The 14,354-nt window shown below is 36.5% G+C and carries 10 protein-coding genes and 2 tRNA genes; 10 read left to right on the top strand and 2 right to left on the bottom strand.

The genetic code is table 11. The annotated features are described in order from the left end of the window. Nucleotides 1-25: 25 nt before the first annotated feature. The 3 genes from D2V93_RS07770 to D2V93_RS07760 all read left to right on the top strand — a co-directional run bounded on the left by D2V93_RS07770 (nucleotide 26) and on the right by D2V93_RS07760 (nucleotide 1,669). Nucleotides 26-109, top strand: a tRNA-Ser gene (locus tag D2V93_RS07770). Between the two features lie 19 nt (nucleotides 110-128). Next, nucleotides 129-203 (top strand) — tRNA-Pro (locus tag D2V93_RS07765). 215 nt (nucleotides 204-418) lie between these two features. Further along, entirely contained in the window at nucleotides 419-1,669 is a 1,251-nt protein-coding gene (locus D2V93_RS07760) for a site-specific integrase (RefSeq protein ID WP_119619050.1), read from the top strand. Nucleotides 1,670-2,284: 615 nt separating this feature from the next. On the opposite strand, the gene D2V93_RS07750 is transcribed toward D2V93_RS07760, so the two are convergent. Further along, entirely contained in the window at nucleotides 2,285-3,382 is a 1,098-nt protein-coding gene (locus D2V93_RS07750) for a hypothetical protein (RefSeq protein WP_119619048.1), read from the bottom strand. A gap of 1 nt (nucleotide 3,383) precedes the next feature. After that, entirely contained in the window at nucleotides 3,384-4,169 is a 786-nt protein-coding gene (locus D2V93_RS07745) for a sigma-70 family RNA polymerase sigma factor (protein WP_119619047.1), read from the bottom strand. 1,297 nt (nucleotides 4,170-5,466) lie between these two features. Here D2V93_RS07745 and D2V93_RS07735 point away from each other — a divergent pair. The 7 genes from D2V93_RS07735 to D2V93_RS07705 all read left to right on the top strand — a co-directional run bounded on the left by D2V93_RS07735 (nucleotide 5,467) and on the right by D2V93_RS07705 (nucleotide 14,290). Then, the gene (locus tag D2V93_RS07735; protein WP_119619045.1) at nucleotides 5,467-6,051 is read left to right on the top strand and encodes a BfmA/BtgA family mobilization protein; all 585 of its coding nucleotides are present in this window, start codon (nucleotides 5,467-5,469) and stop codon (nucleotides 6,049-6,051) included. Between the two features lie 5 nt (nucleotides 6,052-6,056). Beyond that, a complete protein-coding gene (gene mobB / locus D2V93_RS07730; RefSeq protein WP_119619044.1) occupies nucleotides 6,057-7,079 on the top strand; it encodes a MobB family relaxase in 1,023 nt (340 codons plus the stop codon). A 200-nt stretch (nucleotides 7,080-7,279) separates the two neighbouring features. After that, a complete protein-coding gene (locus D2V93_RS07725) occupies nucleotides 7,280-7,606 on the top strand; it encodes a helix-turn-helix domain-containing protein (RefSeq protein WP_119619043.1) in 327 nt (108 codons plus the stop codon). A 4-nt stretch (nucleotides 7,607-7,610) separates the two neighbouring features. After that, on the top strand, nucleotides 7,611-8,525 hold the full coding sequence (locus D2V93_RS07720) for a DNA-methyltransferase (RefSeq protein WP_119619078.1): 915 nt from the start codon (nucleotides 7,611-7,613) through the stop codon (nucleotides 8,523-8,525). Then, nucleotides 8,506-11,412 carry an HsdM family class I SAM-dependent methyltransferase gene (locus D2V93_RS07715; RefSeq protein WP_119619042.1) on the top strand — a complete coding sequence of 969 codons (2,907 nt, stop codon included), beginning with the start codon at nucleotides 8,506-8,508 and terminating at the stop codon, nucleotides 11,410-11,412. The genes D2V93_RS07720 and D2V93_RS07715 overlap by 20 nt, the downstream gene beginning before the upstream one ends. Next, nucleotides 11,412-12,770, top strand: a complete 1,359-nt coding sequence (locus D2V93_RS07710; RefSeq protein ID WP_119619041.1) for a toll/interleukin-1 receptor domain-containing protein — start codon at nucleotides 11,412-11,414, stop codon at nucleotides 12,768-12,770. The genes D2V93_RS07715 and D2V93_RS07710 overlap by 1 nt, the downstream gene beginning before the upstream one ends. After that, nucleotides 12,767-14,290, top strand: a complete 1,524-nt coding sequence (locus tag D2V93_RS07705; RefSeq protein ID WP_119619040.1) for an argonaute/piwi family protein — start codon at nucleotides 12,767-12,769, stop codon at nucleotides 14,288-14,290. Before D2V93_RS07710 ends, D2V93_RS07705 begins: the two co-directional genes overlap by 4 nt. Nucleotides 14,291-14,354 lie beyond the last annotated feature (64 nt).

Genomic DNA, 14,354 nt, shown 5'->3' with positions numbered 1-14,354 from the left:
TGCACGTTCAGGAAAAAAATTAATAGGAGAGGTGCCGGAGTGGTAACGGAGCAGATTGCTAATCTGTCGACGGGTAACCGTCGCCTGGGTTCGAGTCCCAGTCTCTCCGCTTTTCCCTACTGTTAGTTCGGGGTGTAGCGTAGCCCGGTTATCGCGCCTGCTTTGGGAGCAGGAGGCCGCAGGTTCGAATCCTGCCACCCCGACGAACCTAGAAATAGGTCAAAACAAAACACTGTTAATCATTTGATTTTCAGTGTTTTTTGTTTTTTATGCACTCGTTTGATTTCATTTAAAACCAAATAAAAGGTGTACAATTCGGTGTACAGTGATTAATCCGGAATGTACTAACTTGAAAGGACTTTAGAGTACGATTTGACTTTCGTCTTTACAATTTATTGTTTAACCAAAGTCATGGAAAATGAAATCAAAACACACTTTCACCGTAATTTTCTTCACCAGAAAATCAAGGAGCGTCCCAAACCAATTATCCATCTATGTACGAATCACTGTGGACGGCCAACGGGCCGAGATCAGCCTAAAGAGAAACATTCCCTCCAAGGAGTGGGACAATTCACGGAACCGGGGTAGGGGAGGTTCACAGAGAATCAGAGCATTGAACGCCTATCTGGACAGCGTTTATAGTGAACTATTGGACTGCCATAAAGAACTTCTGGAAGAGAACAGGGTGGTTTCCTCAAATGCCATCAAGTCCCGTTATCTGGGTGCGGATGACAACAGCAAGACTTTAAGGGAGCTTATCAAGTACCATAATGAGAATATGTCAATTGTCCTGAAAAAAGGGACAATGAAGAACTACTATACGACGGAAAAGTACCTGCATAGGTTTTTGTCTAAGAAAAGAAAGGTAAACGATGTCCGCCTCAAACAGTTGAACTATGCCTTTGTTACGGATTTTGAGCATTTTTTGCGCAATTACAGAGATTCAAAGAAAAGGCTCTTATTGGGCAACAATGGGGTAATGAAACATCTGGAAAGGTTCAAGAAGATGCTCAACCTTGCCGTCAAATTGGAATGGATGGACAAGAACCCGTTCAACCAGTTCCAGTTGAAATATTACAAATATGATAGGCAGTTTCTGGACGAAGAGGAACTGGAGCAATTGGAAAGCTCTGAAATCGGGAACGAACGTTTGGAAAGGATAAGGGACTGTTTTGTATTCTCATGCTATACAGGCCTTTCTTATGTGGATGTCAAGGAGCTGAACCGTGACAATATCGTAAAGGGGATAGATGGTAACCATTGGATTAGTACCAAGCGTGAAAAAACGGACAAGCCCGTTAAGGTACCCTTGCTCCCAAAGGCACGGGAAATCTTGGAAAAGTATATGCAATGTCCGGAAATGGAAAATAAGGAAGGTTTGTTGCCCATCAGTTCCAATCAAAAGACAAATGCCTATTTAAAGGAAATAGCGGATTCCTGTGACATTGACAAAAACCTGACCTTTCATGTTGCAAGACATACCTTTGCCACAACGGTAATGTTGTCAAATGGTGTACCCATCGAAACAGTTTCAAAACTTCTCGGGCATAGCAAACTGTCCACTACACAAATTTATGCCAGAGTGGTAGAATCCAAGATTAGTGAGGATATTGGAAACCTTTTGATCAGGTTCAAGGAAAAAGCAATCAAAAGAAGTGCTGTCACATGAAAAAGGGAAGATGACATTAGCTTCTTTTTACATACTTTAGCCTACCGGATGAATGGCTGTCATCACAGAATATTGCGTTTCGGAGCGGTTTTTCAGTGAGTTGTATATGGTGTTTAGGCAACTATATACCTCTTTCACCTTTGATTTAATTACTGGTACTAGTTGGTTTCTTGCTATCCCTTAAAAATGCCCTACTGCTCCTAAATGCGAAAAAAGCAATGATCCAACCAATTGATTGCATAAACCAAGCGTATCCAAGCTCATGTCTTACACCTGCATCGGGTTCGAGCAATAAATAAGGAGTCCTTTTAAGTAGTGGTAAAAAATCAGGAATAAGGAAAATCCCAATTGCGATACCTATAAGGAGAAGCAATATCCCAAGGGTTCTATCTAATATTTGACGATTTCTGGACACTTCATTAAAAGTATCCATTTTCAATCGTTCAAAAAAACTTTATCGGTGTTTGTCCCATATTGTATTTAGGTGCCCGTATTTAGGCTTATTGATTGCTATTGTTAGCGTATATCCCACAAGTTGTATGTGTTGTTCACACTTAGTGAGTGTAATTCTTAACCTCACCCTATGGGTGTACAAGCACCCTCAAAATCTAATTGTCAGCCAATAATAAGTTCAATACCTGCTTTCTCGGCCTTGTATTTTATTTTGGTCATTAGTTCATAATAGCTCCAGTTCCTTAATACAAATTCTTCTTCTTTGGCAATCCCGACCTTGTCCTCTTGGTTCATTAAAATAAGCGTTCCCGCCTGATGCTTGATACAGAAATCTATAAGTTTTCTACTGTATACATGTATGCGGTGTGCCACATAATTACTTTCTGTTTTGTGGTACTTGTCCACTGCTTTAAGTTTTCGTTTTTTCCCTTTCCCTGATCTGGAATAGGTCGCCCCAACCTGAGTCCTTCTGCGGGCAGCCTGTATAGCCAGCCTACGATATAAAAATTCTTCCTTAGTGCCGATTGTGAGTCTGTTTTTTCCTGTCTTCACAACTATGGGATATTCCAAGGACAATGATGCTTCTGCTATGACCTCTGGTTTTAGGCTATGCTTTTCCTTCTCGATTTCAAAAACCGCCAACCAAAAGATTTTTCCGCCATTCAGTTGAATATTCGAAGCACATAGCTTGACATCACCTTTTACCAAACGCTCCAACAGCATTCGTTTGTCCGTAAAATCCTTGCCCAAGTAGGTTTTAAATGGAACCCGGTACAAACGGAAACAAAAGGCTTTCTTCTCTTCATCATAGACAAGCCGACTTATACCCTGTAAGCCAAAAGGAAATGCCATGTCCTTCTTGAAATTCGGCAATGATCGTTCGCCCTTCCAGTATTGAACCCTATTTTTATTGAATGAGGAAATCAATCCATGGTTCAGGGTGGACAATATGTTTGTCGGCATTTCCCCTTTGAATCGATCAGATACCACTCGATAGGTAGTGTTCATTCTGGAACGTTGCAGGATTCCTTTTTCATCTTTTTTTTCATCCGCCAATTTATATTTGATCCCCTCCGATAGATAAAAGAAATCCTTTATCATTTCTTGGACATACAGATGTGTTACGATGATGTTGGCAGCTCTAAAGCATCGGTCCCGCCACTGGTACATCATATCCATAACCTCTTTTTTTTCGTCCTTGGTAGGGAGGTCGATCAATATTTGGATCTTTCTAGTGTGTTTTAGCGTAGACTTTCCCATATTAAGCTGATTGTAATTGCAATTGATGATTTGCCTTCATTAGCTTATAAGCTTTCATGAATTCCTGATGGACTTCCTTTTCGGATAGTTCAAGTTCTTTGGCTATTTCAGAAAAGGAATATTTCAGGTCACAGCGCATTTTAAGAACTTTTGCCTGCTCTTCGCTCAGCTCCCCACTGAACTTGATTTCATTTGTCATGGTGTCATTGGAACCGAGTTCGTTTCCTTTATGGACTATGGTTTTGATATCTTCAATGGCTTCCTTTATTTCTCTGCTAGTTTCATGGATGCCTTTACCCATTACCTTGGAAATAGCCTTGTATTGGAAGCCATATTTTAAACAGAGTTCGATCAAATGCCTTTTATCGGCATTCAATAGGGGAAGTATACTTTTGATATGGTCAAAGGATTTTTGTGTCGATTCCTGTTCATCGAGGTTTTCAGAATCATTTACCGGATCATACCCTACCATGTAGTCTTGGTAATTGTCATAATCCTCCAGAGAGTTGACCTTCTTGTGGAACTTATATTTTGGTTTTCTATAGTATGAGATACACTCCCTTTTCATCACAAACCTCAAGAAATAGAAAATGTGCTCAGGTGATTCCAATTTGTCCCTATTGACCCATAATTTTAAAAAGGTATCCTGGACAAGGGATTCTATTAAAAAATCATCGTTAAGCCATTGCCTACCTATCCAAAGTATACTCCTAAAGTATTTGGCATGGATATGGTCCAAAGCAGAAGTATCGCCAATTTTTAAAAGTTCAAAATCACTGTATAACATAACAGGCCTCGTTTAAGATGGTCAATGCACCATGGTTAAAATTGATTATGCTTTTAAAGCTGATGCGATTTCTTAAAAAAGGATAAAGAGAAGATAGCTTTGAAAAGTTGAGAAAGCCCTTTTTAAATAAGATAAAGAGGGCGTGAAAACTTAACCTATAGCATCAAGGTACTGGTATACCGCACGACAATAAGTAAGCTCACGCCCGGGCCGTGAGCATTTGCACTTATCATCTCGTCGTTAAAAATTACCAGTTTTTGATGCGAGAATCAAAGCGAATGCTTCTAATATTATTAACTTAAGAAGTTTCGCAAATATGTTATTTCAGGGATAAATATAATAAAAACCCCTAAATGAGAGCGAACGCTCTCAAAAAAACTTCTTGTAATTTTTTCATTTGTGTTAATGGCAGATAAAAACACAAATAAAAGTAAAGTTTATTTTTCTGATAAATATGTATGCAAGTTTATCAGTGAGGAATGGTTGACCTCAAAAGACACAAGTGCCAGAAAATATGGGAAAATATACGGTGTCAACTATCACGTGATAGAAAAAATACAGCAGGAGAATGGTTACAACATACCATTATCCACCTTAAGCACCATCTGTTTCAACCACGGAATCAAACTATCGGATTTCTTTAAATTGGTGGAAAAAAAGTATGGGGAATTTTTGAATGATAGCTATGAGTACAAATAATTCTTAATTGTAATTTATCCTTCAATTCAATTCTCACTAACCTTACTTGTTTCCATTTATTATCCACTTATGGAAGAGTTATTGGGTTAACTGTTTTACGGCTATGGTACAATTTGTATCCGTTCATAGGTGGTTATGTTTCCCCATTTTTTCATAACCCATTTATTCCAGTGCCAAAACGTATTGTTTGAATGCAAAGAGTGTTTTTCTCCTTTGCCATTAAATTCTATATTTATATCGTTGAAAAACAATAGTATAATGTACGGCATATTTGATTTGACTTTCCTAAAGTCCGTACAAACCAAAGAATATTTATGTGGCAGCTGATTTCCAAATCAGCTTGTATTCATTCGGTCCCGCTTGCGGGACGTAGGGAATAGCAAGAGGGTGATGCGCAAATTGCGCCATCACGGTTGTTTTCGGGTCTTCAACAAGTTGAAAACCAGTTAATTGATTGGATTTTGGAATACTGTACAAAATCTTGGGTTACAGTAGACTTTTCCCAAATCTACAGTAAAACCTTTGGGAAGCCCTGTAAACACTGGAAATTTTTGACGAAAAAATTGACGCAATTTCACTAAAAAATAAAATACGGCCCATGGAAAAGAAATCAACAAAGGAAAGGACAAAGAAAGGAACCGGGGGGTATTCCAATATCACCGTAAAGAAAGAAACGGCCACACGTTTTCGCAGCTATTCCAAAAGGTTCAACAAGTCCCATAGTGAGGTGTTGGATGGAATGGTAAGCCACTTCAAGGAGAACCACCTTGACCCTTTTGGAGAGGGAACAAAGATCATTCTTGATAGTATCAAAAAGTTGGAGCGTCAGATGATGAAAAAATTCGATAGGCTCATCGCCATTATCAAGAACATGGAAAAGACCAGTATCCGGCCCACCTATGAAATGGTACTCATTCTTTACGAGGCCTATGTAAAGGATGGGAGGAAACCGAGACGGGAACCCGTCCAGATACAAGAAGAGCGAATGGATTTTTTGGAGCCTAGAAACACCGTTCCGAAAACAGAGCACGATAGAATGCTACAAGAATTCAAAGATTATAAGGAGCACTGCAATGAAATCCTCAACAATGTGGAGAAGGTGGAGCCGATGATGGGAAAGCCATATCTGAAAATCAATATGTGCATCGGGGATTTTGAAAGCCTCAAATACCAATTAAAATAACGCTCATGTACCTTACCATCTCAGCACAGAAAATGGGCAGTACCTACAACTCCAGTGTGGGGAACTATGTGGACTATCTGGAAAAGGAAAACGAGGATAGGTCGCCCGAGCAAAGGGAGGAATTCTTTGATCAAGAAAATGATAGCGTAAGCCCTCAAACGGTCATCGATGAAATAGATGCCAATACGGCCAAATTAAGGCAGAAGGACCCAAAATTCTATTCCATAGTGGTCAGTCCCAACCAAAGGGAACTGAAGGCCATCGGAAATGATCCAAATATGCTAAGGGAATATACAAGGAAGCTTATGGAGGACTATGCCAAGAGTTTCCATCGTAACCAAGAGGTAAAGGTTGAGAACCTGAAATATTATGCCAAGATCGAGCATGAACGCACCTATCGGGGCTTTGACAAACAGGTACAGGAGAACGCTCCATATCGAGGTGAAATAGCAAGGCTAAGGAACGAGATACGAAAAGTGGAGCGTGGCGAATCCATCGGGAATGTCAATGAGCTTGAAAAAAGGATAGCAGAGCAAACAAGATTGGCCCCACACAAACAGAACGGGCAACTAGTGGCCGCAGGAATGAAGAAGGAAGGGCCACAGACCCATATCCATATCATCGTCAGCAGAAGGGACGTAACGAACACCTATACGCTTTCACCCATGGCAAAACACAAGGCCTCGCAAGTGGAACTGAACGGAAAGACGGTCAAAAGGGGGTTTGATCGGGACAGCTTTTACCAAGCAGCCGAAAAGACCTTTGACAAGACAACAGGGTTCAACAGGAACTATGTGGAATCCTACGTTGGGAGAAAGGCCCATGCCAAGGAACCGGGGAAGTTCTTTGCCAAGGTGATGGGACTGCCCACCAAGGAAAAGGACATGGCCTTCAAACTACTAAAAACTATGGGGGTCAAAGCTCCCAGTATACCGACCAATAAAGTACAGATTGCGGCCAAAATCATAAAGGCTCTTGGGAGGGGAATCGATAAGGCTAGGGGGACTGGTGAGGACATGGGTTATTGAAATCCAAAAAGTAGGTTGCACCCTATCGTGTTTTTGCTTCACGCTTATCTTCCCGAACGCTACAAAAACCCGACAGGATCCATGCGCAAAAGTTGGGGTAAGATTTGGAGGTTCTTAAATAAAGATTCTAAAATTTTAATAACCCAAAATAATATTTTTTAGATTTGTCAAAACTTGACAAGTTTAAAAAAACAAGTCTTATGAAACAATATTTTGGGGAGTACATTAGACAGTTACGCACAAAAAATGGATATACTTTAACACAGTTAGGTGCAAAATTGGGTTTGGATTCTGCAAATTTGAGCAAAATCGAAAACGGCAAAAGGGATTTTGATGAAAAAAGGTTAACACAATTAGCAACTGTATTCAGCCTTGACTTGGAAGAACTCAAAACCGAGTATTTCAGTGACTTATTTGCAAAGAAAATATATGCAAGTAGTTGTTCAACAGATGCTCTTTTTATTGCGGAAAAAAAAGTGAAATATCTGCGTCAAATCAATGCCAAACAAGAAAGTCTCAAACTTTAATAATATGCCAAAAAATATAAGTAAATATCTTAATAAAGTAATTCAAGGTGATTGTCTTCTGGAAATGAAGAAAATACCAAGCAAAAGTATTGATATGATTCTATGCGATTTGCCCTATGGAACTACACAAAACAAATGGGATTCAGTGATTGATCTCAAAAAATTGTGGAAAGAGTATTATCGGATAATAAAGGATAACGGAGCAATTGTTCTTACCTCACAAGGTATTTTTACAGCGAAACTTATTTTAAGTAACGAAAAGGATTTTAAGTATAAAATTGTTTGGATTAAATCAAAGGCAACCAATTTCTTAAATGCAAAAAAACAGCCATTAAGAAAACATGAAGATATATGTGTTTTTTATAAAAAACAGCCTACCTATAATCCGCAAATGACAAATGGTGAAGCGTATGATAAAGGAGTTCGAAAAGATCAATATACAGGAAGTTACGGGGATTTTAAACCACGTCATGTAAAAAGTAATGGAAAGCGCTATCCAAATGACATCGTGTTTTACGAAGAACAACCAATTGATGATTTTGTATATGTAAAAACTGCTGAATCGGAAGGAACGGTTTACCATCCAACTCAAAAACCAATAGAATTAGGAAGATATTTGATAAGGACTTTCACAAAACCAGGAGATGTTGTTCTCGACAACGCCTGTGGAAGCGGTAGCTTTCTTCTTTCAGCCATTCTTGAAAACAGAAATTTTATTGGTATTGAAAAAAACGAAGATGTCTTACTTCATAAAGTTAAAGAAGTTGATTATATCCAAATCTGCACCAACAGGATAGAAGAAACGCTAAAACAAAAAGAGATTAAAGAATCGACCTTGCGATTATTCAGTGAGCCTATTGTAAAGTATCATACGTTAAATTATAAAACTCCAATTCTTAATGGCGAAAGTTACATATAACGAAAGAGCTTGGTCGGGACAAATTATTAGTTGGATAAAACAAGCTATTAATAACGGCACTACTCTATTTCAAGACGCAACTAATGACGAAGGATTAAAAGTCGCATCAGGAAGAACAAAATTTCCAGATGTTCTCTTGTTTATAGACAAGGTTTCGGGTATTGTTTTCAATGGTTGGGAGTTGAAATTTCCCGATACCGAAGCAGATGACACTGAAATGTTGGAAAATGCTCTGGAAAAGGCTGAACGGTTGAAATCAGATTCTTTTGTTACTTGGAACGGTGCAGAAGCCATTATATGGAAAATCAAAGATGATGATTATTCTATTTCTGGATTGGAAAAATTGAAAGTTTACCCTAAAGAAAAGGGTATCATGAATAGAAATGATTTAGCAGACAGGAATAATTACATAAAGCACGAATCAAAACTTCAAAATCGGTTAATTGAAATACTTCACGATTTAGGTCAACTCTACCAAGATGGAAAGCTGAAAAAGGCAATAAATATTTCGTCCAACATTGTTGAAGCCGTTTTGCAAACTTCTCAACATTTTGTTCCGCAATTCCAAAATGAAATCAATGAACTTAAAGGAGATGACAGTTCATTCAGAAAAGAATTTAATCAATGGAAAATTGTTGAAAGTGCTACGCTTAAAATTCTGTCAACTTCATCAAGAAGAGTTGAAAAAGTTGAACCCGAAGAAGTTTTGGCAAAGTTCACATACTATAAATTTATTGGTAAAATCCTTTTCTATCTCACACTTTCAGAAAACTTGTCAGGCAAAGTATCTAAATTGGAGTTAAAGGATAGCAAAAAAGTTCAAAAGCAACTTAACGACTTTTTTGACCAAGCAAAGAAAATAGATTACCAAGCCGTTTTTGAAAGTGATTTTACAGATAAAATCCCGTTCAACGAAACGATTGACGAATTACTTTATCAACTTGTTTCTGTTTTTAATGAATTTGATTTCAAAGTATTGCCGAATGAAGTGATTGGACATATTTTGGAAAACTTAGTGCCACAGGAAGAAAAACAGAAATTTGGGCAATACTTCACTTCCGAGACATTGGCAAATCTTGTTACATTTTCAGCAATTAAAGGCCGAAATGATATTGTAATTGACCCAACATCGGGAACAGGAACATTTTTAAGTTCGTTCTATCAAATATTACAGTTTTTTGGAAACAAAAATCATCAACAAGTTTTAAATCAAATTTGGGGCAATGATATTTCGCATTTTCCTGCAACGCTTTCGGTCATCAACTTATACAAACAACGGGTTGACGATACGGCAAATTTTCCAAGAGTAATACGAAAGGACTTTTTCACGCTTGTTCCAAAACAAACGATAGCAATTCCTGACAACAAGGATATTGACAAAATCAACCAAATTCCAATTCCGAAATTTGATGCTGTTGTTTCGAATTTCCCTTTCATTCAGCAAGAGGATATTCCAAATGAAATTTTGAATGCACAGTTTGAAAATGAATTTGCAAAAACACAATCTGCATTTTTAAACGGTAACAAATTTGAGATCAACGGGAAAAGCGATTATTACATTTATTGCTTTTATAACTCATTTAAGTTCTTAAAAGACAATGGAGTTTTGTCCGCAATTACCTCCAATGCATGGTTGGGAAAGAATTACGGTTTGCAGTTCAAGAAATTTTTGTTGGACAACTTCCATATAAAATACATTGTAAAGAGCAATGCAGAACATTGGTTCAAAGATTCAAAAGTCAGTACAATTTTTATTACGCTTGAAAAAAGAACGAGCAAAGAACCGACCAAATTCATTACCGTAAACGAAAAGTTGGAAGTATTATTTAAAGACAAGTCTTTGCAAAAATTTGAAGATTTTTATACGGAAGTTGACAATTGTGATTATTTGCATAATAGCAACTGGAAAGAGGATGCTCAATTTAAAAACGTATTTCAGAAGACAGACGGCACAAATACTGTGAGCATTGTTGATAAAACAGAATTATTAGAATCGCTCAAATCAGAAAGTAATTGGGATGAATATTTTATATCCCCAAATTTATTCACTCAATTTGAAAACCATACTAAAAATCTTTATCCAGAGATAATTGATGCACCTCGTGGGATTAGAACTGGCTGGGATAAAATGTATATAATTCCCAAAGACAGTGACCCGCCAGTAGAGAAAGAGTTTCTAACACCATATCTAAAAAGTCCAAAACAGATTAGTCATCTTGAAATACAAAACTCATCTTTTAAATCATATTTATTCACTTGTAACAAAACAGAAGATGAATTAAAAAGGAAATATCCTAAGGCTTACAAATGGATTAAAAAATTTGAAAATGAAACAAACACTAATAACACTTTAACAATAAAAGAAAAAGGCTTCAATGACAATCATAAACCATTCTGGTATTCAATCCCACCTAATGAAGCAAATATTGTTACTGCAATCAATCCATACAGAAGATTGTTTTTTAGTTACTCGAAAGACAAGTTTACAGTAAATCAAAGATTAGCAGTTATCAATGTTAAAGAAGGCTATGATGTAATGTTGATTGGAGCATTACTAAACTCAATTGTTTCAAAATTAATTATTGAGGTTAGAGGCTCATCACGAAATGAAGGAGCATTAGATTTAAATGCAGACTATTTTAAAAAACTAAAGGTCTTAAATCCAGAAGTTCTTAGCAAAAAACAAGTTAAGGATATTTTATCTGCTTTCAAATCTCTTTGTGAACGAGAAATAAAAGATTTTGAAGAGGAATATAAACAAAAAGATAGAATTGCATTTGATGAAGAAGTTTTAAAAGCCTACGGTTTCGAAACCGATATTCTTCCTCAACTGTATTCCCTTTTAACCGAAACCATTCGCAGTAGAGTGGAAATGAAAAATAAATAATGAGAAACAAAATATTCATAAGTCATGCTACACCTGATGACAACGATTTTACAAAATGGTTGGCGTTAAAACTTATTGGCTTAGGATATGAAGTTTGGTGTGACATTTTGTTTTTAGACAAAGGAGCTGATTTTTGGAGTAACATTGAAAAGGAAATCAGAGAAAATACGTGTAAATTTTTAATAGTTTCTTCTTCATATTCAAATCAACGTGAAGGGGTTTTGAAAGAATTGGCTGTGGCAGCCAAAGTAAAAAAACAGTTGAGGGATAAAACATTTATTATTCCCTTAGCTATTGACGAAAATCTATCTTATGACGATATAAATATTGATATTGTCAGGCTTAATGCAATTGACTTTAAAAAATCTTGGGCAAATGGATTAAGAGATTTATTAGAGACTTTGGAAAAACAGAGTATTCCCAAGTATTCACCTGATCCTACTAGAAGTAATAAACTCTATCAACAAATATTTCTTTTCGACAAAGGAGTTATTGAAAAAGAAGAAGTTTATGATTCGAATTGGTTTTCCATCACTTCATTTCCAAATGAATTAAGGTTTCATAATTTTGATTGGCGATTGCCTAAAAGGTTTGATGTTAGAGATTTACCCTTTCCCGCCATTCGCTTCAAAAACTACTTATGTACGTTTGCTTGGGAATATGACTTTATGGAACAATTGCCTAAAACGGCGGCATACAGCGGGAGTGATTCCATAAGAATACCAACACAAGATGTTTTGTTCGGAAACTATGATACCGATTTTATTAGAAATTTTGAATGTCAGAGGTTAATTGTTCAATTAACAAATAAAGCATTTGAACTACAAATGTTGCAAAATAAAGGACTCCGGGAGTACGAAATGTCTAACAAACTTGCATTTTGGTTTGAAAAAGGAAAACTTGAAAAGGATAAAATCAATGGTACTTTAATGGTAGGAAAACAAAAAGAAAAGAATTGGCATTTTGGAATATCTGGAGCGACCAAACTATATCCTTTCCCGGTTCTTATGGTTTCTTCTCATATTTTTTTTACTAAAGACGGCAAAAGCCTTATCGAATCCAAGAGCATTCAACATTCATCAAGAAGGAGACAAGGTAAAAATTGGTGGAACGATACTTGGAGAAGTAAACTATTATCTTTTGCAAATTATTTGTCGGAAGGTAATGATACTTTTTATTTAGAGGTTGGAAGCGAGGAAAAGATTCTCATTTCAAATCAACCCCTACAATTTAAGGGAAAGTTCAGTTACATTATTCCAGAAAATGGAACTATGCAAGAAGAAGCTGATTTAGAAAATTTCAACGAATTTGAGAACTTCGATGAAGATGGTTATGAAGAAAACACCGAATTGGAATGAAAGAGTTAGAATACATTGAAGAACCAAACATTCTTTTTGCCCATGGACAAAAATGCACGGATGCGAGAGATGGACTTTCTTTGTTTGGTCCCTTAAACAATCTCTATGGAATTAAAAGCGGTGTAGTAGCAACAAAAGAAGGGAAGAGTATTTTTGAAAACTATTTAAACCAAATCCAAAAACCCATTTATAATGCCAATAACATTACAAGGCCAATGTTTCCTGGATTTGAAGCCGTATTCGGTTGTAAATGGGAAGCAAAAAGCATTGTTTTCAAGGAAGTTACAAATGAAGAAATTGGAAAGCACCTATACAATGAGAGTACTCATAAACGAACTTACGACTTAGTTTCTCTTTTCATCAATAAAATAATTTCAGCAAATAAAAATGAAGATGAACGGGTAGATGTTTGGTTTGTGGTTGTACCTGATGAAATATACAAGTACTGTCGCCCAAATTCAGTAATGCCTAAAAATATGGTTCAAATAAAGTCTCTTATTAAAAAATCGAAAGCAAAAACTTTCAGGTATGAACCAACTTTGTTTGAAGATATTAACAACGAGGAAAAGGCTAAAGAAAAAGAAGCCGATACATATAATTATGATGCTCAATTTCATGATCAATTAAAAGCAAGGTTGCTAGAACATACAATACCTACTCAAATTTTAAGAGAAAGCACTTTAGCATGGAAAGACTTTAAAAATGGTTTTGGAGTTCCCCTTCGAGATTTTTCAAAAATTGAAGGGCATTTAGCTTGGACAATTTCAACAGCTGCTTTTTATAAAGCTGGTGGAAAACCTTGGAAATTATCAGATGTAAGAAATGGAGTTTGCTATTTAGGGTTGGTTTATAAAAAGGTTGAAAAAAGTAAAAACCCAAGAAATGCCTGTTGTGCAGCTCAAATGTTTTTAGACAATGGAGACGGCACAGTTTTTAAAGGGGAAGTTGGACCTTGGTACAATCCTGAAAAAGGAGAATTTCATTTAAAACCTAAAGAGGCAAAAGCACTTTTAACCCAAGCACTGGATTCCTATAAAGAACAAAATGGAGATTACCCAAAAGAGGTTTTTATTCACGCAAAGACAAGGTTTAATACTCAAGAATGGAGAGCATTCCAAGAAGTCACACCAAATGAAACAAACCTTGTAGGTGTAACAATAACAAAAACAAAACCACTTAAATTGTACAAATCGAAGGGTGATTATACCATACTACGTGGAAATGCTTTCATTGTAAATGAAAGAAGCGCATTTTTATGGACTGTTGGTCACGTTCCAAAAATTCAAACTGCCTTATCTATGGAAGTTCCTAACCCAATTTTTATTGATATAAATAAGGGGGAGGCAGATATCAGACAGGTGTTGAAAGACATTTTAGCTCTTACAAAATTAAATTATAATGCTTGCATTTATGCAGATGGAGAACCAGTTACACTACGGTTTGCTGATAAAATCGGAGAAATATTAACAGCTAGCACAGAAATTAAAGCCCCACCACTTGCATTCAAATATTACATTTGAAATCATCTAATAAGCCATAGTTGACACATGAAATATAAAAAATATTTAGAAGGGTAAATAATTA

The organism is Flagellimonas taeanensis (genome assembly GCF_003584105.1).
Lineage (GTDB): Bacteria > Bacteroidota > Bacteroidia > Flavobacteriales > Flavobacteriaceae > Flagellimonas > Flagellimonas taeanensis.
The sequence above is the reverse complement of the archived record's forward strand: the minus strand, read 5'-3'. Positions and strand labels throughout refer to the sequence as shown.

Coding starts and splice junctions, on each gene's coding strand:
- D2V93_RS07720 (WP_119619078.1), top strand. CDS start 7,611: ATGCCAAAAAATATAAGTAAATATCTTAATAAAGTAATTCAAGGTGAT.
- D2V93_RS07725 (WP_119619043.1), top strand. CDS start 7,280: ATGAAACAATATTTTGGGGAGTACATTAGACAGTTACGCACAAAAAAT.
- D2V93_RS07750 (WP_119619048.1), bottom strand. CDS start 3,382: ATGGGAAAGTCTACGCTAAAACACACTAGAAAGATCCAAATATTGATC.
- D2V93_RS07745 (WP_119619047.1), bottom strand. CDS start 4,169: ATGTTATACAGTGATTTTGAACTTTTAAAAATTGGCGATACTTCTGCT.
- D2V93_RS07715 (WP_119619042.1), top strand. CDS start 8,506: ATGGCGAAAGTTACATATAACGAAAGAGCTTGGTCGGGACAAATTATT.
- D2V93_RS07705 (WP_119619040.1), top strand. CDS start 12,767: ATGAAAGAGTTAGAATACATTGAAGAACCAAACATTCTTTTTGCCCAT.
- mobB (WP_119619044.1), top strand. CDS start 6,057: ATGTACCTTACCATCTCAGCACAGAAAATGGGCAGTACCTACAACTCC.
- D2V93_RS07735 (WP_119619045.1), top strand. CDS start 5,467: ATGGAAAAGAAATCAACAAAGGAAAGGACAAAGAAAGGAACCGGGGGG.
- D2V93_RS07760 (WP_119619050.1), top strand. CDS start 419: ATGAAATCAAAACACACTTTCACCGTAATTTTCTTCACCAGAAAATCA.
- D2V93_RS07710 (WP_119619041.1), top strand. CDS start 11,412: ATGAGAAACAAAATATTCATAAGTCATGCTACACCTGATGACAACGAT.